Annotated in this window: 18 protein-coding genes and 5 pseudogenes; 4 read left to right on the top strand and 19 right to left on the bottom strand. The window is 38.0% G+C overall.

Features of this window, described 5'->3' with window-relative positions; genetic code table 11:
- Positions 1–116: 116 nt before the first annotated feature.
- Positions 117–365 (top strand): DUF2626 domain-containing protein, encoded by a 249-nt coding sequence (locus ACEWFH_RS09435; RefSeq protein WP_066242314.1) that lies wholly within the window; start codon positions 117–119, stop codon positions 363–365.
- A 37-nt stretch (positions 366–402) separates the two neighbouring features.
- Here the strand turns inward: ACEWFH_RS09435 and ACEWFH_RS09430 are convergent, their stop codons facing one another.
- From ACEWFH_RS09430 to ACEWFH_RS09420, 3 genes and pseudogenes are all read right to left on the bottom strand, one after another.
- Positions 403–1,197 carry an SAM-dependent methyltransferase gene (locus ACEWFH_RS09430; RefSeq protein ID WP_473726962.1) on the bottom strand — a complete coding sequence of 265 codons (795 nt, stop codon included), beginning with the start codon at positions 1,195–1,197 and terminating at the stop codon, positions 403–405.
- Positions 1,155–1,484, bottom strand: coding sequence for a hypothetical protein (locus tag ACEWFH_RS09425; protein WP_473726961.1), 330 nt, complete (start codon positions 1,482–1,484; stop codon positions 1,155–1,157). Before ACEWFH_RS09425 ends, ACEWFH_RS09430 begins: the two co-directional genes overlap by 43 nt.
- Positions 1,485–1,486: 2 nt before the next feature.
- Positions 1,487–2,118 (bottom strand): annotated as a pseudogene (locus ACEWFH_RS09420) (MBL fold metallo-hydrolase).
- A 71-nt stretch (positions 2,119–2,189) separates the two neighbouring features.
- On the opposite strand from ACEWFH_RS09420, the gene ACEWFH_RS09415 reads away from it, so the two are divergent.
- Positions 2,190–2,513: a hypothetical protein gene (locus tag ACEWFH_RS09415; RefSeq protein WP_473726960.1), complete on the top strand. Its 324-nt coding sequence runs from the start codon at positions 2,190–2,192 to the stop codon at positions 2,511–2,513.
- 185 nt (positions 2,514–2,698) lie between these two features.
- Entirely contained in the window at positions 2,699–2,884 is a 186-nt protein-coding gene (locus ACEWFH_RS09410; protein WP_066242324.1) for a DUF2759 domain-containing protein, read from the top strand.
- A gap of 67 nt (positions 2,885–2,951) precedes the next feature.
- Here the strand turns inward: ACEWFH_RS09410 and ACEWFH_RS09405 are convergent, their stop codons facing one another.
- The 7 genes and pseudogenes from ACEWFH_RS09405 to ACEWFH_RS09375 all read right to left on the bottom strand — a co-directional run bounded on the left by ACEWFH_RS09405 (position 2,952) and on the right by ACEWFH_RS09375 (position 10,915).
- Positions 2,952–3,791 (bottom strand): M14 family metallopeptidase, encoded by an 840-nt coding sequence (locus ACEWFH_RS09405; protein ID WP_473726959.1) that lies wholly within the window; start codon positions 3,789–3,791, stop codon positions 2,952–2,954.
- Between the two features lie 74 nt (positions 3,792–3,865).
- Positions 3,866–4,144, bottom strand: coding sequence for a LysM peptidoglycan-binding domain-containing protein (locus ACEWFH_RS09400; RefSeq protein WP_473726958.1), 279 nt, complete (start codon positions 4,142–4,144; stop codon positions 3,866–3,868).
- A 99-nt stretch (positions 4,145–4,243) separates the two neighbouring features.
- Positions 4,244–6,163 (bottom strand): LTA synthase family protein, encoded by a 1,920-nt coding sequence (locus ACEWFH_RS09395; protein WP_473726957.1) that lies wholly within the window; start codon positions 6,161–6,163, stop codon positions 4,244–4,246.
- A gap of 656 nt (positions 6,164–6,819) precedes the next feature.
- A complete protein-coding gene (locus tag ACEWFH_RS09390; protein ID WP_473726956.1) occupies positions 6,820–7,779 on the bottom strand; it encodes an ROK family glucokinase in 960 nt (319 codons plus the stop codon).
- Positions 7,780–7,792: 13 nt separating this feature from the next.
- Positions 7,793–7,984: a YqgQ family protein gene (locus ACEWFH_RS09385; RefSeq protein ID WP_473726955.1), complete on the bottom strand. Its 192-nt coding sequence runs from the start codon at positions 7,982–7,984 to the stop codon at positions 7,793–7,795.
- Between the two features lie 106 nt (positions 7,985–8,090).
- Positions 8,091–9,553, bottom strand: a pseudogene (locus tag ACEWFH_RS09380) (spore germination protein).
- A 319-nt stretch (positions 9,554–9,872) separates the two neighbouring features.
- Positions 9,873–10,915 (bottom strand): annotated as a pseudogene (locus tag ACEWFH_RS09375) (M42 family metallopeptidase).
- A 114-nt stretch (positions 10,916–11,029) separates the two neighbouring features.
- On the opposite strand from ACEWFH_RS09375, the gene ACEWFH_RS09370 reads away from it, so the two are divergent.
- A complete protein-coding gene (locus ACEWFH_RS09370) occupies positions 11,030–11,893 on the top strand; it encodes a hypothetical protein (protein ID WP_473726954.1) in 864 nt (287 codons plus the stop codon).
- Here ACEWFH_RS09370 and ACEWFH_RS09365 read toward each other — a convergent pair.
- The 9 genes and pseudogenes from ACEWFH_RS09365 to ACEWFH_RS09325 form a co-directional block, all read right to left on the bottom strand.
- Positions 11,853–12,401 (bottom strand): HAD family hydrolase, encoded by a 549-nt coding sequence (locus ACEWFH_RS09365; protein WP_473727262.1) that lies wholly within the window; start codon positions 12,399–12,401, stop codon positions 11,853–11,855. The genes ACEWFH_RS09370 and ACEWFH_RS09365 overlap by 41 nt on opposite strands.
- Positions 12,402–12,602: 201 nt before the next feature.
- Positions 12,603–12,779, bottom strand: a complete 177-nt coding sequence (locus ACEWFH_RS09360) for a hypothetical protein (RefSeq protein ID WP_473726953.1) — start codon at positions 12,777–12,779, stop codon at positions 12,603–12,605.
- Between the two features lie 74 nt (positions 12,780–12,853).
- A complete protein-coding gene (mobA, locus tag ACEWFH_RS09355) occupies positions 12,854–13,477 on the bottom strand; it encodes a molybdenum cofactor guanylyltransferase (RefSeq protein WP_473726952.1) in 624 nt (207 codons plus the stop codon).
- Positions 13,462–14,082 (bottom strand): annotated as a pseudogene (locus tag ACEWFH_RS09350) (DUF92 domain-containing protein); the annotation flags it as partial. The gene mobA and the pseudogene ACEWFH_RS09350, both read right to left, overlap by 16 nt.
- A 164-nt stretch (positions 14,083–14,246) precedes the next feature.
- Positions 14,247–14,789: a 5-formyltetrahydrofolate cyclo-ligase gene (locus ACEWFH_RS09345; RefSeq protein WP_473726951.1), complete on the bottom strand. Its 543-nt coding sequence runs from the start codon at positions 14,787–14,789 to the stop codon at positions 14,247–14,249.
- Between the two features lie 139 nt (positions 14,790–14,928).
- Positions 14,929–15,078 (bottom strand): 50S ribosomal protein L33, encoded by a 150-nt coding sequence (gene rpmG / locus ACEWFH_RS09340; protein ID WP_066242361.1) that lies wholly within the window; start codon positions 15,076–15,078, stop codon positions 14,929–14,931.
- Between the two features lie 100 nt (positions 15,079–15,178).
- Positions 15,179–17,160 (bottom strand): annotated as a pseudogene (locus tag ACEWFH_RS09335) (glycoside hydrolase family 15 protein).
- A 122-nt stretch (positions 17,161–17,282) separates the two neighbouring features.
- The gene (locus ACEWFH_RS09330) at positions 17,283–19,574 is read right to left on the bottom strand and encodes a sugar phosphate nucleotidyltransferase (protein ID WP_473726950.1); all 2,292 of its coding nucleotides are present in this window, start codon (positions 19,572–19,574) and stop codon (positions 17,283–17,285) included.
- Positions 19,574–20,194 carry a glycosyltransferase family 4 protein gene (locus ACEWFH_RS09325; RefSeq protein WP_473727261.1) on the bottom strand — a complete coding sequence of 207 codons (621 nt, stop codon included), beginning with the start codon at positions 20,192–20,194 and terminating at the stop codon, positions 19,574–19,576. Before ACEWFH_RS09325 ends, ACEWFH_RS09330 begins: the two co-directional genes overlap by 1 nt.
- Between the last annotated feature and the right edge of the window lie 15 nt (positions 20,195–20,209).

Genomic DNA, 20,209 nt, shown 5'->3' with positions numbered 1-20,209 from the left:
ATTAATTATCTTTTAATTGTGTATTTATCCGCTTACAATTGTCATTTACAAGAGAGTGGAAACTCATATATAATACTAAAGGATACAAGTATTGGCGAAAAAAGGAGGGGATACATATGTCAAGAATGTATAAGGTTTTAGGCTTTTGGACTGGAATTATCGGCGTCATGGCTTATCTTGGCGACATGCAAGACATGGCGTTATTGTTCTTAGGACAAACGATTATGTTCGTTTCATTAGGTTATTTGAACTTATCTGAGCGTATGTATATTTATATCTTTGGTGCTTATTTAACTGTTTTCTTTGTTGGATTTACATACTGGTCAACATTTATGATGACTCCTGGAGCTGGCGGAGGACATTAAGAAGTACTCAACTACAGCGATAAAAAAGCGGGCCGTTCTAAACGGTCCGCTTTTTTTGTTGTATGACTTGGAATCCATTCGCTAACGTGCTGTCGAGTAAAAAGGAACGAATTGCACGATTTCTTTTATGTTCGATCGAAAACGGATCCGGATTATGAGTATTCTGTAACAGTAACAATAGACCTTCTTCAAGCAAGAAGTCACCTTGATTTTTAATTTGAAGCGTTTCAACCCCACATTCATTACCTGTCTTCTGTACATGATCCCAATCTACATGATATGTAATATCCATTTTACCTGGATATGCTAAAGGATTGTTCTGAATTTGATGACGGTAATAACCTCGAATACTTCCTTCTTTTAGATGAGCATGATTCCATTCATCACCAGTGAGTCCATAATCAACAAAGAATAAATACGAACCTTTTTCCGTCCATTCGTACAGTTTCTCTAACCATTGGATCATTTGAAACGATACTTCTAATTCATTTCGTTTATTTCGACCCGCAAAAACGTTGTTTAATGTTTGAAGTAATGAAAGATTATCGACCTTTTTATAATCAAAGGATAGTTTTTCATCTTTATTTTTTAAGGTAACGCCTTTTTCAAACCAGCCTTCTTTTGTACATTGAAAAATCCGTAGCGGAAAAGCATCAAGAACTTCATTTGCAAAAATGATGCCTTTAAAGGAAGGGTATTCTTGTTTAAGCTCTTCAAAAGAACTTAAAATCGTTACTGGAAAATCTTCTAATGCTTCTTCTAACAATTTTCTGTGAAAGGGACTTCTTTCTACAATGATATAAGTAATAGGAGGTGTGTTGTTTTTTTCCAAGCTGTCTGAACTTGCTGAGCAAAATGGCCACTTCCTCCACCAAATTCTACTACGACAGGGTCTAAGTTATTTTTTTGAATAACCTTATCAAAGAAATCAGCCCAAACGGTCGCAAATACATCTGATACGAGACTTGATGTATAAAAATCACCATTTCTTCCAATTTTCTTATTATCGCTCATGTAATATCCATCTGTAGGATGATATAGAGCGTACTCCATATATTCCTCCATCGTTAACCATTTGGTCTCTTCAAGTTTTTGATAAAGGAGAGACAATAGCGACACGCTTAAAGACCACCTAAAAAAGGATTTGAATCCATTTCCATTCCAATGGTAGTTTCAGGACCATGACCTGATAAAACCATCGTCTCTTCGGGTAAGTTCAGTAATTTTTCATGAATGCTTTTTAATAGGATATCTTGGTTGCCCCCAGAAAGATCCGTTCTCCCGATACTTCCTGCAAATAAAGCATCACCCGAAAAAACTGCCCTGGCACCTTTTAAATAAAAGAAACGCTTCCCGGTGAATGTCCGGGAGTTGAAAGGACTTCAAAAGTAAAGCTGCCAATCTTCAAGGTATTGTCTTGATCGGATAAAAGATGACTTGCAGGCTTTGCTGTAATTCTTTGACCAAAATACTTCGAACCATTCTTTTTTGTATCGCTCAGCCAGTCTGACTCTTTTTTGTGCAAGTATAAAGGAATTTTGTATTTTTCTCGAACGTCATCTACCGCCCCTATATGATCGAAATGAGCATGTGTTAAAAGAATAGCTAATGGCTTTACTTTAAGCGCCTCAATCGTTTGGATGATTTTCTTGCTTTCGCTGCCAGGATCGATAACAATCGCTTCATCGAGAGTGTTGTGTATAATATATGTATTTTCTTGAACAGGTCCTACCGTTAGCTTTTTCCACTTCATGATCAAACCTCCAATTGCATGTTATTCCTTTCTATCTTACACTAAAATAGTCATAATTACGGAGGAAATGCATGAAAGTATATTATGGATACGAAAATATAGAGAGCACTGACATACATGTTCATGATCAACATGATGATCTTATTATTGTTTCAGATACTATTGAAGATTTTTATGAGACCTTCCCCTTACTTCACATCAATCCCATACAGACAACACCTTTATATGAGGATTATGGATTCGTATCAGATTCACAAAACCATTACATTTATCTGGATATGATTTGTGCATTTCATATCATTAACAGCGAGGAGCAAGAGAGAGAAATGTTTCTCCTGCAAGCGGAAGAAGAATTAATTGCTGTTTGTGAGGAAGAAAAAGAATTTATATTTTAGGTAAACATCATCAGCTCCTCATTAAAAAGTGGGCTTCTGCTTATAAAGTAACACTCGAATTCATTTTGTTCTAAATGTTCACTCGACAAACCAGAATAAAACAAGTAAAATAATACAAGGTTGTACCTGTGTGAAAGCGTTATACATAGGATTGGTATTACTCCAGAGCAAGGGGGCACAGAATAATGGGATTAGCCATTATATTCGGCTTAGTAGCTATTTTAGCTGCATTGGGACTATTGCGTTCGTTAAAAATTAAAAATTTAATGGCTGCAGGCTTTGCCTTTTTAACGTTTGCAGTTTTTGGCTGGTTTACAGTCATGACTGTACTGGACGTATTAGTAGGCAGCGGCGGATCTACAGGCCATTAAAAACTCAAAAAACCATCAGAATTCATATTCTGATGGTTTTTTCTTTTTATGATTGCGAATCTTTGTATTACATATATAAGCCTGCAAGCATGATGCCTCTTGTATCCTCATATATCTTATCAAACTGTCTTAATGGTAATGGGTTGACTCCAATTCCGAGTTCAATCGTAAATCCAGGTTTTCTGTACTCTTGAATAAACCAGTCTTTATATCCCGCATAGCTATCTACATATCTGATGGCTTTATACCCGCTTACCCTTTCAAACTCCTCGGCGATTTCACCTGATAATGGCATAGGCTCCTCACCTTCAAAACCCCAGTATAGTTCTTTTCCTTGAGTATGAAGGGCGATTACTCGATCGAATTGAAATTTTTCTGTCACTTCAGACATCACGATTGCTTCAGGTTCAGTTAATGGGGCTGTTCCTGGATAATCTCTTGGTGCAGGAGCTTTTGGCTTTCTCACTTGTTCAAGCTCCCATCTTGCGGGAAATTGATTATTCAAGTCTACCCCGCGAATGTTTGCTTTCCATCCAGAAAAGTCTTTGCTTCCTTTATTTAATTTAAGCACAAGTTCTTTGTACACAGCGTCTTCAGGCGGACCATTCAATACAAGATCGACGCCATCAGGATCGACCATGGGAACTGCTAACAGCGTTGTATCTCTGTATAGCTTAGAAGGTTTGTAGCCACTCAAATCAGCTTCACTCGATAGCGCAGAGGCATATTCATTGATGAACTTCATTAATACACCAGACGTGATCCATTCATTACCATGAAAAGATCCATTAATATGAACTTTCTTTTTACCATTACCGATGATAAGCATATCTATCGACTTGCCGAGTACAGATTTGCCGATCTCTTGCTTCTTTATAAATGGATAAGTATCTAGCAGAATTTTCATATCTTTTTGTAAGGCGGCTGTATCGTATTTTCGCTGTGCATTTATCAAAGGGAAAGGTAATTTTTTAGGAATATTTATGATGTCCTTTGTAAATATTTTTTGGGATTCACATTTTGATTAAATAAGTATATAGCATCCAGCGGTATATCTAATTTCTCTGAAATTGAAAAAAATGTATCCCCATTTTTAATTTTGTAATTCTCAATCTTTAAACCCGGTATATGAATTTTTTCACCTGCTTGCATATTTGCACTGGAAATATTCGGATTAGAGTCTTTAATCAACACGTACGGGATAGATAAAAGTTGAGAATAGTACCACAGTGAATCGCCGTTACGCATGATAATTTCCAAACAGAGCCCTCCCTATAAAACGTTCCTCTTAAAGATGTATGTTTACCCTACTCATATATGCAAAAAAAGCACTTAGCCGAGGCTAAGTGCTTAACTTATTTATTGTTTCTGTTTTTCTTTGTCTTCTTTATCTACGGCCTTATCTTTCGCCTTATCTTTATCATAGAATCTCAACAAGTCACCGTATATAATACGGTCTGACATGTCTAGTTCAGTTTTAGCGCGCTCGCTGTATGGTTCACAAGCATTGTTTTCACCTTCAACAGGTTGACCCGTTGCTTTGTCATAACATTTACCATCAGTAAACACATTATCCTTTGTGATATAAGAATTATCACGTAGTACAGCGAAATCTTCATGGTCCTTAGAGAATAAATCTGAACCTAGCTGAATGTCGCCTTTTGTATCAATTCCTAGCAAGTGCAGGATCGTTGGTTTTAAATCAATTTGCCCACCCACCGAATCAATTACCTTACCTTTTTCACCAGGCATGTGGATGATTAACGGTACTTTTTGCAATTGAGTTGATTCGAAAGGTGTAATTTCTTTTCCTAAGAATTGACCCATTGCATCATTATGATTTTCGGAAATACCGTAGTGGTCACCATACATAATAAAGATTGAATCTTCATATAAACCTGCTTCCTTTACATCAGCAAAAAACTCTTTTAATGCATCGTCCGTATAACGAACTGTTGTAAAGTAACGGTTAACTGTTCCATCGTTAGAAGTCCATTCTGGAATCATTTCATCTTCCTCTTCTAATGTGAATGGGAAGTGATTCGTTAACGTAATATATTTCGTGTAGAAAGGCTTATTCATTGCTTGCATTTCTTTTAAATGAGGAATGGATTGTTTAAAGAAGTCTTTATCCTTTAAACCCCATCCAATTGAATTCTCTGGTGTGACATCAAAATCTTTTAATGAGTAGTAACGGTCATAACCGAAATTATCATACATGATATCACGGTTCCAGAAACTCTTGTTGTTCGCATGCTGTACGGATGAATAGTAACCCTGTTCTTTTAAAATCTCTGGTGTTGCGTTGTATTGGTTCTGAGAGTGCGTAAAGAAAACTGCTCCACTTGGTAGCGGATATAACGAGTTATCTAATAAGAACTCTGAGTCAGAAGTTTTACCTTGCCCTGTTTGGTGATAAAAGTTAGGGAAGTAATAACTGTCTTTAATAAGATCATTCATAAATGGTGTAATTTCTTTTCCGTTTACAGATTCATTAATAACAAAGTTCTGAGTTGATTCTACTGAGATGACAAATACATTCTTGCCTTTGGCTTTACCAAACATTTCAGGGTTCGGCTCTTTGTAATTAGCTCGTGAATAGTTCTCAATATCTGTGATCTCGCTTCCATCCGCAAAGGCACGCTGAGCTTTTGCTTTAGATTGGATAATGGAATCATAGATGTGATAGTTATATGAACCAATGTTTTTGATTAGCATTTCACGGTCAAATGTACGAGTTAATAATTGAGGACGCTCAGTCTCAGCAATCCCTACATTGACGATAAAAAACACGATTGCCGCAGCAAATGTGATCGTAATTTGCTTGCGTGAAGCGCGAGCAGGACGGTAATCGGCACGTCTCATAAAATACGCTAAAATCACAATATCAATAAATACTAATAAGTCGGTTGGCTGGATCAATTCAAAAACACTATTACCTAAGTCACCCATATTGCTTGTTTGAAACAAGACGGGAATCGTAATAAAGTCGTTAAAGAATCTGTAGAACACCATATTGGCATACATTACAAAACTCATGATAGCACTGACAGCTACAATCATCCGTCTATGTGCTCTTCCTTTAAAATAAAGGGTGATTCCTAAAAATAGGATAACGGAACTAATCGGGTTAATAAAAAGGATCAATTCCTGTACTTTATTGTCCATTGGTAATTCAAAAGCTGTTTTATAAACGACATATGTTTTAATCCATAATAAAGCAATTGCTATAAAGAAAAATTTATAATCTGCAAAAGCTTGTTTCATTTTTTCTTTCATGTGTTCTCTGACCTCCTCAATCAAAAAGAACTCTTGTGTTCCTGCACGTTTTAATTTTCCTTATTAACTACTCTCTGGTGCATCCGGTAAGATCAAATGGAATTGTAAATCCATATTTACAAATTTACAAAACCTTAATCAAAGGATTACATAAAGAGTATATTAAATGGTTTCACACAAGAATTCAATACCCTAACGCACTATTTCAAGATTCTGACAATATAGGACAACAAAACTATTTTAGTTTTACCCTTTTTTTATGTTCATAAACCATTAGACGAACTTATCCCAAAAAGTTTCAAAAAGAGCAAATAAAAGGGCTGTTTTCGTATACTTTATTGTTATTGGATGTGGTTGATTTCCGTTCCAGGTACTCGCTTTCCGCGGGGCAGGCGGTGAGCCACATTCTTAACGTTTTACTCTTAAGTGTCTCACCTGCCCACCTCAAGGAAGTATTCTTGCTCCTGCGTCTACAAGTAAATGCTACGCAGTGAGCTTCCTCGTCGCATGCCTTGCAAGAAGAATTTCAAGTGGCAGGCACGCACCTTACACTCCAATCAACTGGCATAGAAGAAATGAGGTTTGAAAGCAACAATCTTTTAGATAAGAGCAAAATAAAAGAACCACAAGAATGTGGCTCTAATTACAAATGAATATTAAAGGTTATGTTTTGCTAGCCATGCTCCGCCTATAACCCCTGCATCGTTGCCTAGAGTGGCTACCTTTAACTCAGCGCCTTCAGCAACCCTTGGAAGAGCATAGTGTTTAAATTTCTCTTCAAGTCTCTTCATAAGGGTGTTACCCGCTTTAGAAACGCCGCCACCTATAACGATTTTTCCTGGGTTAATGCTGTTCGCAAGATTCGCAATCACAAGACCTAAATGGAAAGTAACTTCTTCTAACGTCTCGATTGCGACTTGATCTCCCTTTTCTGCTGCAGCTGCAACATCCTTAGCCTGAATTTCACCGTTTTGTTCTAAGATTTTGTAAAGAGATGAAGTTGTATCTTTTAAAGCTTTTTCTTTTGATATTCTTGCGATTCCTGTTGCTGAGGCAATGGTTTCAATACAGCCCGTCCTACCACAGTTACATGGAGCACCGCCGTCTGGGATGGAAGTGATATGTCCAATTTCCCCTGCCATTCCGTTCGTACCATGCATAATATGCCCGTTTACAATAATTCCGCCGCCAACACCTGTACCTAGAGTTACCATAAGTAAGTTACCTTCTCCATCTCCAGCACCGCGCCACATTTCACCGATTGCAGCAATGTTTGCGTCGTTATCAACAGTAACAGAAAGACCCGTTGCTTTTTCAAGTTCTTCTTTTAGTGGGTAATCTCTCCATCCGATATTAACTGCGTGAAAAATAAATCCAGTTTTCATATCGATAAATCCAGGGGCACCCATACCGATAGCAGCAAGCTTTTCTTTCGGTTCTGACAATTCTTTTAATTTTGCATCAATCGATAGAGCGATGTCAGGCACGATGTTCTTACCGTCTTGCTCAATATTTGTAGGAATCTCCCATTTTTCTACAATATGCCCGTCTAAAGTTATGAAAGCTATTTTAATTGTTGTTCCGCCTAGGTCAACGCCAACTAACCATTTCTCCATCTTGTCTCATCCTTTATTGTAATTTATTGTGTGCTGCACGAATAATAAGAATTGCTGTTTTGTATTCGTTTACATCAATCAGTTTTTGATTGTAAAGTTCTCGTACTTCTTCTTGTATTAATTCTAAATCAGCAATTGCATTTCCGGTATAGATAATTGTTCCAAACCTTTTTAACAGCTGCTGAACATCATACATTGTCTTCATGATTAATCACCTTTGTCATTATAACAAAATATATAGGGATGAATGCAAGCCTTTGCACAGAATTTATGCATAAAAAAACAGCTGATTGATTTCAGCTGTTTCAAAATTATCGATCAGGGTCTTTTGGATGCAGTACAACTGGTCTTCTATTCTTAAGAGGCATTGGTATTCTAAAGATAACATCCCTGATGGCTTTGTAGTTAAACGGAATGAATGGCCATAAATAAGGAATATGGAAAGATTTAAAAGAAACAAAGAACAATATGGCTAGTGTTAAGCCAAAAATATAACCTGGAACCCCTAACAACGCAGTAAGTGCTAACATAGCGAGCCTTAATAAACGATTGGCAAGACTGAGCTCGTATGTTGGTGTGGCAAATGTACCGATGGCAGCAACTGCAATATAAAGAACGACTTCATTTACAAACAATCCCGCTTCAATGGCTACTTGTCCAATTACGATGGCAGAAACGAGCCCAAGACCTGTTGAAACAGAAGTTGGTGTATGAATGGTGGCCATACGTAGCATATCCATTCCTAATTCAATAATAACGAACTGCAAAAATAGAGGTACAACTCCAATTTCTTCTGGTCCAATAAAAGATAGATGAACTGGGAGCAGCTCTTTATGTACAGAAAATAAATACCAAAGAGGCAGAAGAAAAATTGAAATCCATACAGCTAAGAAACGTACAAACCTTAAATAGGCACCAACAACTGGTTTTTGCCTATATTCTTCTGCATGCTGAAGATGGTGCCAAAAGGTAGTTGGTGTAATTAAAACAGAAGGTGAGCCATCTACAAAGACTAATACATGCCCTTCAAACAAATGAACAGCTGCAGTATCTGGACGCTCCGTATACCTCACTAGCGGATAAGGGTTCAAGTGTCTTCCGCATATGAACTCTTCGACCGTCTTCTCCCCATTGGTAGTCCGTCGGTGTCAATTTTCTTCAAAGAATCTTTAATTCTCTCGACAATATGCGGATCGGCAATATCTTCAATATAAGAGATGCAAACATCTGTTTTTGATCGTCTACCGATACTCATATATTCCATGCGCAGCGATCGATCACGTACTCTTCTTCTTGTTAATGCAGTGTTAAAAACGATCGTTTCAACAAAACCGTCTCTCGCGCCTCTAACAACACGTTCAACATCCGGTTCTTCTGGTCCACGGACCGGATATGTTCTTGCATCGATCTGGAGGATTTCTGATACCCCTTCTACGATCAGAACAGTAGGACCGCTTAATACCCAATCGATACCTTGATTCAAATCGTCAGACGTTGAGATCTCTATATACGGTAAATAGGTTTTCATCAATTTTAATAAAGGGTCTGGTTCTAACTGGCCGGGTTCGAGATCTGCTAAAAGCTTCATTAGATAGTGAAGGATGTCGTCTTTAACAAATCCATCGACCATAAATAAAGCCATTCTTCTGCCGGCATATTCTAAGTCTAAGTGAATGCAATCAAAACTGACATCTACACCAAGCTGTTTCTTCATATAATGTACATTTTCATCAAAGTTCGGTGAAAGAGGTTGTTTTTTTGGCAGGTATGTCATTTTTTCATCACTCCTCTGCCTATCATCCTTCACATTCTTCTATCAATTCATACCTCTTTAACAGAAGATTTGTTGCTTTTCATCAAACCTCTCAGGGTGTACAGCTTCAGAAATCCAGAAGTTTCAGCACGCAATCCAGAAATTTTGACTGTTTATCCACGAGATTTAGCTCTCAATCTTCCACGAGTCTGCAATCCTCGCCAAATCCTGCCCCTGTGGAAAGCGAAGCACCTGGAACGGAAATCAACAACTTCCAAGAGCTACAATGTTTACGAAAACAGCAAAAGAATAAACCCTAGCAATGGCTAGGGTTTAATTGTTACACAAGCGGAGATTGCAAATATACGTTTATGAGATCCGCTGTTTGCTTCAATGACTTAATATGAGTACGTTCAAATGCATGAGAAGCATCAATTCCTGGTCCGATCAAACCATGTACAATGTCCGCCCCTGCTCGAATCGCAGCAGTTGCGTCTGACCCATAATAAGGGTATATATCTACTTTGTATCCAATATTATGTTTTTCCGCTAGCGCGACAAGATGTTTTCTTAAAGCAAAATGATATGGACCGCCAGAATCTTTTGCACAGATACTTACTGTAAATTCATCTGTTGCTTGCCCATCACCAATTGCCCCCATGTCCACTGCTAAATACTCAACTGTTTCTTTTGGTATGTTAGAATTACCCCCAAATCCGATTTCTTCATTATTACTGATCAGAAAATGGGTTGTGTAAGGTAATGTAACTGAAGACTGCTTAATTTGTTTAATGATGTGCATAAGAATCGCTACACTTGCCTTGTCATCTAAGTGCCGAGATTTTACAAATCCGCTTTCAGACTCTTCAAACCTTGGAGCAAAAGAAACAAAATCTCCTACAGAGATTCCCGCTTCTTCAACATCTTTCTTGGAATGAAATTCTTGATCGACTCTAACGACCATGTTCTTTTCATCGCGCTTTAATTCGTTCATTCCTTTATAAACATGTGCTGCTGTTTGGTGCATCATAACAGTACCCGAATATACTTTTCCAGTGTTCGTATGAATCGAGCAATATTCACCTTCAATCGTGTTCCAATAAAAACCACCGATCAAATCTAGTTTCAAGCGACCATCATTTTTAATCTCTTTAACCATAGCACCGAGAGTATCCACATGCGCAGTCAGGAGTCGGTGTTTTGTATCATCCTCACCTTTAATGGTTGCTATTACAGCACCTTTATTGCTCATGGTAAATGAAACATTATTTTCTTCAAAAATGTTTTCATATAGCTTATTGCAGCTTCTGTGTTTCCTGAAGGACTTGGAATATGTACGAGTTCTTTAATAAAGCCGACAATTTCATTTGTTTGTATTTCCATTACCTTTTCTCCCTCGTTTCCACCAATCCTACGTTTTCTGCAACTCCATCTTCTATTTTTTTGCCTAGTGCATAGAATTTAGGAACAAGTTTGTCCTATAGGAGGCCTAACGTTATGAAGTGGAAAATTTCAATCTATCTGCTGATTATTATACTTGTAATAGGAATCATCTACCAGCCGTTTGTTAAAAAAGAAGCGCGTGAAAGTATTACATTCTTTCCTTTAGACAGCTCGTTTTCCTTTTCAAAGGCTAAAACAGATCTTTCATTTATTGCGGGTACACCGACAAGCTACGAATTACTTTGGAGTGTAAACTCAGAGACATCTGAACGGGTTTATCTGCGGCAAGACATCGCTATGATTTTTGAAAACGGAAAATTAAATAACAAAATGACTGAATGGAAAACATCTGCAAAATCAATTGATTTAGAGAAAGATATTAAGAGTTCGACTCCTGGACTTTGGGAGGCCATTTCCTATCATCAGGGAGAAATTCACCTAAACGAAGAAAAGTATCGTTCTGTTCAACAAATGAGCAATGATTATCTGTATACATCTGCACTTGGCCAATCTTTTGCTGGGTTTCAAATTCCAAATAACGCTTCAGAGAGAAGAGCAAAAAATGCATTAGATGAAAAAACGAATCAGTATCTTCAAAGAACACTTACACAAACGACAAATTATTATCAAATCGATCCCAATAACTATAATGTGATCTCATTAGAATCTTTAACAGATTACAATGTTAAGCCGCTACCTGGGTTCTCTCAAGCAAAGAGCCAAGAAATTATAGGAAAACTTTGGGAAGGGTTATACAAAAACTACTTTTTAGGCATCACTACAAAGAACGGACAAAAAGTAAGTCCGATTGGAAGTTCTATGCCGTTCATTTTAATCAGCAAAGATAAAAAATATTTATTTGTACTACTTCAAACCGCTAATGGAGAGAATATCCAGCTGATTCAATACATCTCTTAATGACTTCAATCAATTCACTGCTTGATGTGCAATTATAAATCGCGTAAGAATTATACATTGCAGGCTGCTTGAGCGGGTTCCACCATATTGCAGTCCATCCAGCTTGTCGTGCTGGCACAATGTCTAGATCATAAGCATCTCCAACATAATGATAAACTTCTGCATTCGTACACTCTTTAACTAGATGGAAGATGTCGGGATTGGGTTTTGCAAAATTTATTTCGGATGATATATAAATGTTTTTCTCTGGGACATGTAATTTCAAATTATTTATTTTGTTCCTTTGAATTAACGAGTCACCGTTTGAAATGATTCCGATTATTATTCCTAGCTGATCTAATCGTTTAAAGATTTCTTTTATCCAAATATACGGTTCCACTTCAGTAGGAACACTCTTTTCAAAAACTTTTTGATAGTGCCGAACCTGCACATCACAGAGGCTCTTTAACCCTATTGCCTCAAATGATGAAATCAGCCGTTTTTTTGATAATCCTGACGTGACATCAATTCCTTTTCATAAAGAGGCCAATACAAATCACAGTAAGCCTTATAATAAGTGAACCACTTTTCTACAAATAGGGTATCTTTCCATTCATTATTCGTAATTGTATGAAAAGCAAACAAAGAAGCCTTCTTAAAGGAGGCTTCATAATCAAACAGCGTATTATCTAAATCAAAAAGAAAGCAGCTTTTTGAGCGGTCTGCATACCTAAATAAGTTCGTCCATCATTTTAGAGCGCAATCCCGGAAAAGACATGGCGCTTCCAACTAAGAAACGACGGATTAGCGGTTGACCAAGAGCCATATTAATCATGCGATATCTCATTCTGTAGCCAAGCATAATAGCAAGGAATATCAAAAAACTTTTAATCACAAACCCTTTCATATAAAAACCTCCTTGCTACTACTTTCTGTTTTATATGCACATTTTATTCGTCATTGGCACTGACAATATGGCTCTTATTTTTCTCTCGCTTTTATTTGATTTTCCAATTTCAAAAGCTCTTCTTTTGTATTTACATTGTTAAAGAAGTACTCTTCATCCTTGCGAATATCTATATAATGGGTGTTTTTTCGTTCCAGCAACTGTAATACCTTGTACGTTCCATTGGTTAAACATGTTTCTATATCAGGCAGACAAGTCCGTTTGTATACGCCGTTAAGGGGATATACTTTTCCTTTCCAAAGTGGCACAACACAATCATACTCTGGATGAGTCATGGCAACTTTTAGCCATTTTTCATACATCCTGCTGCTCATCCTCGGCATGTCACAAGGTGTAATCAAGTAATAATCCGCTTCTCTTTTTATCATTGCGCTGTAGATCCCTGCTAAAGGACCATTTCCTTTAAAGAAATCAACATCTGTAATGATTTCCGCATGATAACTATTGTACGGATTCAATGCTTCTATCCATTCTTCTCCTACTACGGCTACAAGACTATCTGATAAAGGAGCAATTGAATCCATTGAACGCTCAAAGAATGTTTTGTTATTCCACTCTGCTAGCACTTTTGGACTTCCAAATCGCCGAGATTCACCACCTGCTATAACGACTCCGACACAGCTCAATTGTTTATCCATAGATAAAGTCCTCCCGCAATCATTCCACCTATTATAGTAGAAGTGAAATTCACAAGATTGTTTGACACCCAATAAAACCCAAATACCCTAATCGTTTTCTTTCCACAGTGCACTCGACTTTCGGTTTCTTTTTTACAGAGTGAGCAAAGAAACTTTTGTTCAAACCACGCTCCAAATACAGTGTCAGCTAAGTTGCCGATAAAACCAGAGACAGCAATACATAGCGCAAGCAGAAATGACATGTCATACAGAAGATAAAAACTGAATCCGATTAAAAGTGCACCAAGAGCAGCCGCAAAAGTACCAAGTGTTGATACAGCTCCAGATAGCCCACGATCTACTGTTCTCCACTCTTTTATATGGAATGGTTTCTTTTTTGAGAGAACACCGATTTCAGAAGCCCATGTATCCGCTGTGGCGGTCGCAAAAGCTGCAGTGAACATGATGAGCCAAACAGGATTCGGAATGGCGAGGTGACATGCTGCAGCGATTAGTGCAGCGCCTCCATTAGCCAATACTTGTCCAGCTGATCTTCCCTTTTTTCTTCTGCATGCAGTGCTTTTTCGTCTTGCTTTAAATTTCTTTTCCATTTTGTTAATAAGGTAGAGGTTAAAAAAATACGCCTAATATAACCAGCCCTTGCCAGCCAAAAGCTTTAAAAATGATAAAGCCCAATACGAAAGCTGTTACACTTCCGGAATAGTAAGCCATTTTAAAAGGGCAGAAAATAGAGTAAGTAGAGCAATCCCACTTATGATTATGATTTCCATTACATAAATCGTCCATCTTCCGTAAGGATTTGATCTACTGGAATATCAAATTCTTCGTGTGGAAGTGTATCTGTCGTTTGAAAGGAGTATGCAAGTGATATTTTTGAACCTTGATACATTTGTAAGTAACGATCATAATAACCACCGCCGTATCCGATCCTATATCCACTCTTATCAAACACGAGTCCTGGAACGATGATCAAGTCTATTCGGTCAGAAGTAATAAGCTCGGTCGCATCCATTTTAGGTTCAAATAAATCCATATACACATTTTCAAGTTCATCATATGAGCGAATTTCTCTAAATTCCATTTGTTTATCTGCAGAATAGCACTTAGGTACAGCGACTTTCTTACCTTCATCCCACGCTTTTGTAATAATAAAAGCAGTATCCAATTCGAATTTTCTAGAAACGGTAATTCCGATACTTTGTGCTTTATTCCATTCTTCCGTATCAAATAGATGGTTAGAGATCGCCTTGCTTTTGTTTCTTCTTTCATCCTCTTTTGTCAACAGCAACATTTGTTTTATTTTTTTCGCCATTCAGATTTATTCATTTATCAAACACCTCTATTAAGTGATGTATTTATCATATCATGTAGCTATTCGTGTATAGAAATTTTGAGAATGAAAAAACGCCTGATCCCTCATTTACATGGGTCTCAGGCGTTTCTACGTGAAATTACTTTGTTTCACGGTGAACTGTGTATTTCTTTAAACGCGGGCTGTATTTTTTAAGCTCTAAACGGTCTGGATTCGTACGCTTGTTTTTAGTAGTGATGTAGTTACGATCACCAGTTTCAGTACAAGCTAAAGTAATGTTTACACGCATTGTTGTTTCCCTCCACATCTTTACCAAAGTACATAATCATGGTTACTAACAGTCATTATTCTCTATTAAACCATACCATAACATGATAACAAATTCTTTTCTAACGAGCAAGTGAGTTTTGCGAAAGTTTCTCATAGACTTTTGTATATTCTTTCAAAACGTCGACATATGTGGCATGTGACCATGTTAAAGGCGCAACTGACAATGCTTCACCTGTAAACGGATGAAGCTGTTCAGGTAAGACGCCTGTTGAAAAACTATGCTGCTGTACCCAGCGTAATATTTCATGAGGACGTTCTAGGTCATGAATAGATTTAGCACATTGAATATGCCATTTTGCCAGCCAAAGTGTACAGATCAGCCAAGGGTTCCCTGGAGCTCTTGCCATATCATGCGTTTGTTGAAAGTAATAATCATTCGTGTATCTCGCAATTCCACCTACACCTGACTTAATACTTAACTCTTCATTCATCTGCTGCATCGTTCGAACAACGCGTTCATCATCAGCGCGATAGACTCCAAATGCAAAGAGAGCATACATACTGGATTCCATCGTAAAGTCTTTTTTATACGCATTATCATCTAATAAGTAGATGCCTCTTAAAAATCTTCCTGCTCCTTCATCGTATAAATGTTTTTCCATACCTGCTTTTATACGATCCGCACCATTTTTATACCGTTCTGCACGGTCATCTTCACCAAATAATGTAGCAAATGAATGAGCTGCCATAAGTCCGCCATATACACTGCTAGCTGTAAAGGTAAAAATCCCTCTTCTTTCTTCCCATAGGTCATACGATGGCATAGGAAGATCTAACTCATCCTGCATATATTGAAGCAAAAATCTCGCGCTCGGTCTAACGAGTGATCTGTATAGAGATTGCGCAAACTCTATATCACCTGTTTCTTTGTAATGTTCCCAAAACGCCCACAAAACAAGTGCGGTTTCATCTTCCTGAATCGGCAGCTGGCTGTCACCATCTTTATTGATCATAGGGTGCCAAGATGAGCCAATCGATCCATCCGGGTTATATTTGTGATGGAGATAGCCTTCTTTTGTTAAAACATCTGCACACCGACGATAAAAGTTTTTTACCATGCCGTGAAATCCCGCCTTAGCAACAGCTGCTGCTATTAAGGCACCATCCCTTGGCCACATATAGCTATAATGGTCACGGTTATAATGCTGAATATCAGAATCATTAGCCGCTATGATATATCCGTTCTCATTCGTTTGAGTGCGTATAATGAGTAAACTGCGGTTATACAGATTTAGTAGTTCATCAGATAGATTGCAGGGGTTAATTTTCGTTTTATTCACCCATCTGCGCCAATAGACGTCAATTTTATCTAAAGTTAAAGATGGTCCGATCTCCATGAGATAATCATAGAGCGAAAACACTTCTTCTCTGCTTTTCCCAACGGTTAACGCATAATATACATCACCTTTTTCATGAGGAGGAACAATTCCTTCGACTGAAAAAGTGCTGTCTACTGACCCCTGTGCAATCGGGTTCACATGAAGATGACCATCTTCAGCATCTCTCCATGTTCCTTCTGCACTTAAGAACCGTTTTACACCTGTCGTATACTGGTCAATCCCTTTTTGGTCAAAAGAAGCAGTAAACAAAAAATAGCGATTCTTTTTATAGTGGATGATTACTGATTTTTCCGGATCATAATAAGCCGTATCTCCAACTTCATTTTCATAAATGGAAAGATCCTGATGAAAAAAGAGTTTAATCTTTTTTCCTCATATGACTCATTGTGAACAGTAATCCTGCGCATAAACATGTTTTCTCTTTGATGAACAGCATCCTCAATTTTAAGAGTTATGCCTTCTTTATTATTTCTAGCATAAGAAAGAGTTACTAGTGAGTCATCGTGATATCCTGGCTCAATAATCCATTCTTTTGAGGAAAGCCAAGAAAAGGAGCCATTAATACTGGCTCCTAGGCGGTTAACATGTCCCTGCACATGATTTTGCTGACCGACGTAAGGAAAATAGATGTCTCTGATCTGCAAATGCTCATCTAAATTGATTAATAAATTCCCGTTACCTAAAACCAAATGTCTTGGCATACATTACACCTGCTGATATAACTGAATTTTTTCAATATATTGCGATGCAGCTTGTTTCGCTTGTTCAGGGTCTGTATTCTGTGAATAAACCGTAAATACAGGCTGTTCAACATCTGGCAATATTAGCGTCCAGCCTCCTCAGGATGAAACACTTTGATGCCATCGAGCAACTCTACGTTATTATCACGTATGTCCTCCATCAGTCTACGCATCACTCTTCCCTTTTTGTCTCTTGGACAAGGTACATATTCTCTTAACATATGCACATCTGGAAGCATCTTTACCAATTCAGATAGAGTGATTTTTTGGATAGCCATAATTTCTAAAATATGAACAAAGGCATATTGAGCATCGTATTGGTAGTTTAGAACGCCTTTCCCAACTTCCATAATTGATCTAGGGTTAGCTTTCGTTCTAATCAACTTCCCTTTTAAACGTTCAGCCATGGAGTCTAACGCTGAAGATCCGTAAACCGGGATTGCCATCTCTTTTTGTTTACCTTGTGAAAAAGCTGTAAATACATATAGTGCGAGCATCGTCTCTTCATCGAGCACTTCACCTGTCTCGGTAATGAGGCGCAATGTTTCCCCAGCTTCCCCTATCAGTACACCGATGTTGGCGTTCGTTACCCTAACGAATGATGCCATTTCCTCAGGTTTTGTTTGATATGGGGCCGTTAAGATTTCACAGTTAAGGCGGTTATAAAGGTTAGGAATAAAGTTTAAATATGGTTGATGATTGTAATTGACTACTACACGAAACTTGGCTTCTTGAATCCCTTTTTCTTGTATTTCTTCTAAAAGAGCTGAGATATAGTCTTCATGTTTGTTCCCTTGTACAGCTCCTTTACCGATACGGTCAAAAGAGGCACGTCTATAATCTTCCTGCCAATACGCATTTTCAATCTTTCGCTCAAGATCGGAATGAATAGGAAGTCCTTTATTATCATAAAACTCAATCATCAGTTGTTTTTCACCGGTAGGATTGGAGAACCTGACATACACTCCGCCCTCTAAACGTTCTTCTTCAATGGAGAAACGGACAACGGGTGCAACCGTCGGACTTATATCAAGTGTGTGCACACCTGACGAATGAAGGCCCTGTATAAAAGACTGCTTTATCATTACTGAGAAATCATGAGAGTCACTTGCAATGATGATCTGTGATCCATACGGAAGAACAGCCCCGTAAGCAGAAGCCAGTCGAGCAATATAATCAGGTGTGATTTCCACATTAGCGATTCCAGATATTCCTCTAGAGCCGAACAAAGATTTTGTCGCCTTTTTCCCCCATACGATAGAAGTATGGACAAGGGCTTCCTCAAAAATTTCTTTTTCTGGCCAAATTTTCACATCAGGTTTAAGTGTAGCGTTTCTTCCGATTGTACAATGATTACCTACAACCGCATGTTCAAATACAGAAGCATCTTTCTCTACTTTCGTACCATTCGCGATTGTAGCTCCTCTTAATTCACACTGATCCCCTACAAAGACATCGTTCCATAAGACGGTTTTCTTTAATGAACTTCCGGTGCTAACAACACTGTTTTTTCCTACAACAGATAATTTCCCGATATGCGCACCCTTCCTGATGACTGCTCCATCCGCAATGCTTACAGGTGCCTCAATGACTGCACCGCCTTCTATAAAGACATTTTCACCGACCCAAACTCCGGGTTCATGTTCTTTTCCTGCAAATGGCAGATTCACAAGGCCGTTTAACATGTCGTAATGAGATTGACGGTACTGCTGCAGACTCCCAATATCAGACCAGTATCCTTCTGCTTGATAACCAAACAGATTTTTGTCTTCTTTCATAAGTAAAGGAAACAGATCTTTACTAAAATCAACTGGAACATCTTTTTCGATATAATTAAATACTTCCGGCTCTAGTACATAAATCCCCGTATTCACCGTATCACTGAATACTTCATTCCAGCTTGGCTTTTCTAAAAAGCGAATAATCTTTCCTTCTTGATTCGTCATGATCACACCATATTCCAAAGGTGAATCCACTTGTTTCATGAAAATCGTTGCCAATGAATCCTTTTCTTCATGAAAATTAATCCCTTTAGCAAGATCAAAATCTGTTAAAGCATCGCCGCTGATCACAATAAAACGCTCATCTAAAAATTCTTCAGCATTTTTGATCGAACCCGCCGTTCCCAATGGGGAGTCTTCTACAAAATAATGAAGGTTTACACCAAAATCACGGCCGTTACCAAAATAGTTTTTGATTGCATCCGGAAGATAATGGACGGTAACAGCAATATCTGTAATACCAAATTTCTTAAGAAGTTCAATTCCATATTCCATTACAGGTTTATGAAGCATCGGTACCATTGGTTTTGGCATATTGCATGTAAGTGGTCTTAAACGTGTCCCTTTTCCGCCTGCCATAATTACACCCTTCATTACACGATTCCTCCCACTTTTGATGTTTTGTTTTTATGAGATATTGCATATAATTCAGCAGTCTTTTCTGCTATAGAATCCCAGCTGAAAACAGTTTTTGCGACTTCTTCACCTTTTTGGGCAATCTCTTTGCATCGATCACGGTTAGAAAGGATGAATTCAACGGCCCAAACGATACTATAAGGATCATTTGGATATACCTTTAATCCCGTCTCTTCATGATCAATTATTTCTCTTAAACCACCCGTATCTGAAACGATGGTAAGCTTACCGGAAGCCATGCCTTCAAGTGCTACAATACCGAACGGTTCATAATGACTTGGGAACAAAGCTGCATCGGCTTTCGCGAACCATTCATTTCTTTCTTCATCGCTTACGAATCCAGCAAGGTGCACAAATTCCTCTAAATGTTTCTGCCTTACCATCTCATTCAGTTCGTCAAACAAAGGACCTTTTCCAGCGATAACGAATTTTACGCGCTTTCCATTGTTCCTTAGAATCTCTGCAGCATCAATGATCGTTTGAAATCCTTTTTCTTTTACTAGTCTTCCAACTGAGAATAAAAGAAGTTCTTGGTTGTTATCATTTTTGTCAAATTCAAATTCAGATTGATAGGCAATCTGCTCAGGATCGAT

The sequence above is a fragment of the Fictibacillus sp. EA-CB0309 genome (assembly GCF_055814265.1).
The sequence above is the reverse complement of the archived record's forward strand: the minus strand, read 5'-3'. Positions and strand labels throughout refer to the sequence as shown.

Coding starts and splice junctions, on each gene's coding strand:
- ACEWFH_RS09435 (WP_066242314.1), top strand. CDS start 117: ATGTCAAGAATGTATAAGGTTTTAGGCTTTTGGACTGGAATTATCGGC.
- ACEWFH_RS09415 (WP_473726960.1), top strand. CDS start 2,190: ATGAAAGTATATTATGGATACGAAAATATAGAGAGCACTGACATACAT.
- ACEWFH_RS09410 (WP_066242324.1), top strand. CDS start 2,699: ATGGGATTAGCCATTATATTCGGCTTAGTAGCTATTTTAGCTGCATTG.
- ACEWFH_RS09405 (WP_473726959.1), bottom strand. CDS start 3,791: ATGAAAATTCTGCTAGATACTTATCCATTTATAAAGAAGCAAGAGATC.
- ACEWFH_RS09395 (WP_473726957.1), bottom strand. CDS start 6,163: ATGAAAGAAAAAATGAAACAAGCTTTTGCAGATTATAAATTTTTCTTT.
- ACEWFH_RS09390 (WP_473726956.1), bottom strand. CDS start 7,779: ATGGAGAAATGGTTAGTTGGCGTTGACCTAGGCGGAACAACAATTAAA.
- ACEWFH_RS09385 (WP_473726955.1), bottom strand. CDS start 7,984: ATGAAGACAATGTATGATGTTCAGCAGCTGTTAAAAAGGTTTGGAACA.
- ACEWFH_RS09370 (WP_473726954.1), top strand. CDS start 11,030: ATGAAGTGGAAAATTTCAATCTATCTGCTGATTATTATACTTGTAATA.
- ACEWFH_RS09360 (WP_473726953.1), bottom strand. CDS start 12,779: ATGAAAGGGTTTGTGATTAAAAGTTTTTTGATATTCCTTGCTATTATG.
- mobA (WP_473726952.1), bottom strand. CDS start 13,477: ATGGATAAACAATTGAGCTGTGTCGGAGTCGTTATAGCAGGTGGTGAA.
- ACEWFH_RS09345 (WP_473726951.1), bottom strand. CDS start 14,789: ATGGCGAAAAAAATAAAACAAATGTTGCTGTTGACAAAAGAGGATGAA.
- rpmG (WP_066242361.1), bottom strand. CDS start 15,078: ATGCGTGTAAACATTACTTTAGCTTGTACTGAAACTGGTGATCGTAAC.
- ACEWFH_RS09330 (WP_473726950.1), bottom strand. CDS start 19,574: ATGAAGGGTGTAATTATGGCAGGCGGAAAAGGGACACGTTTAAGACCA.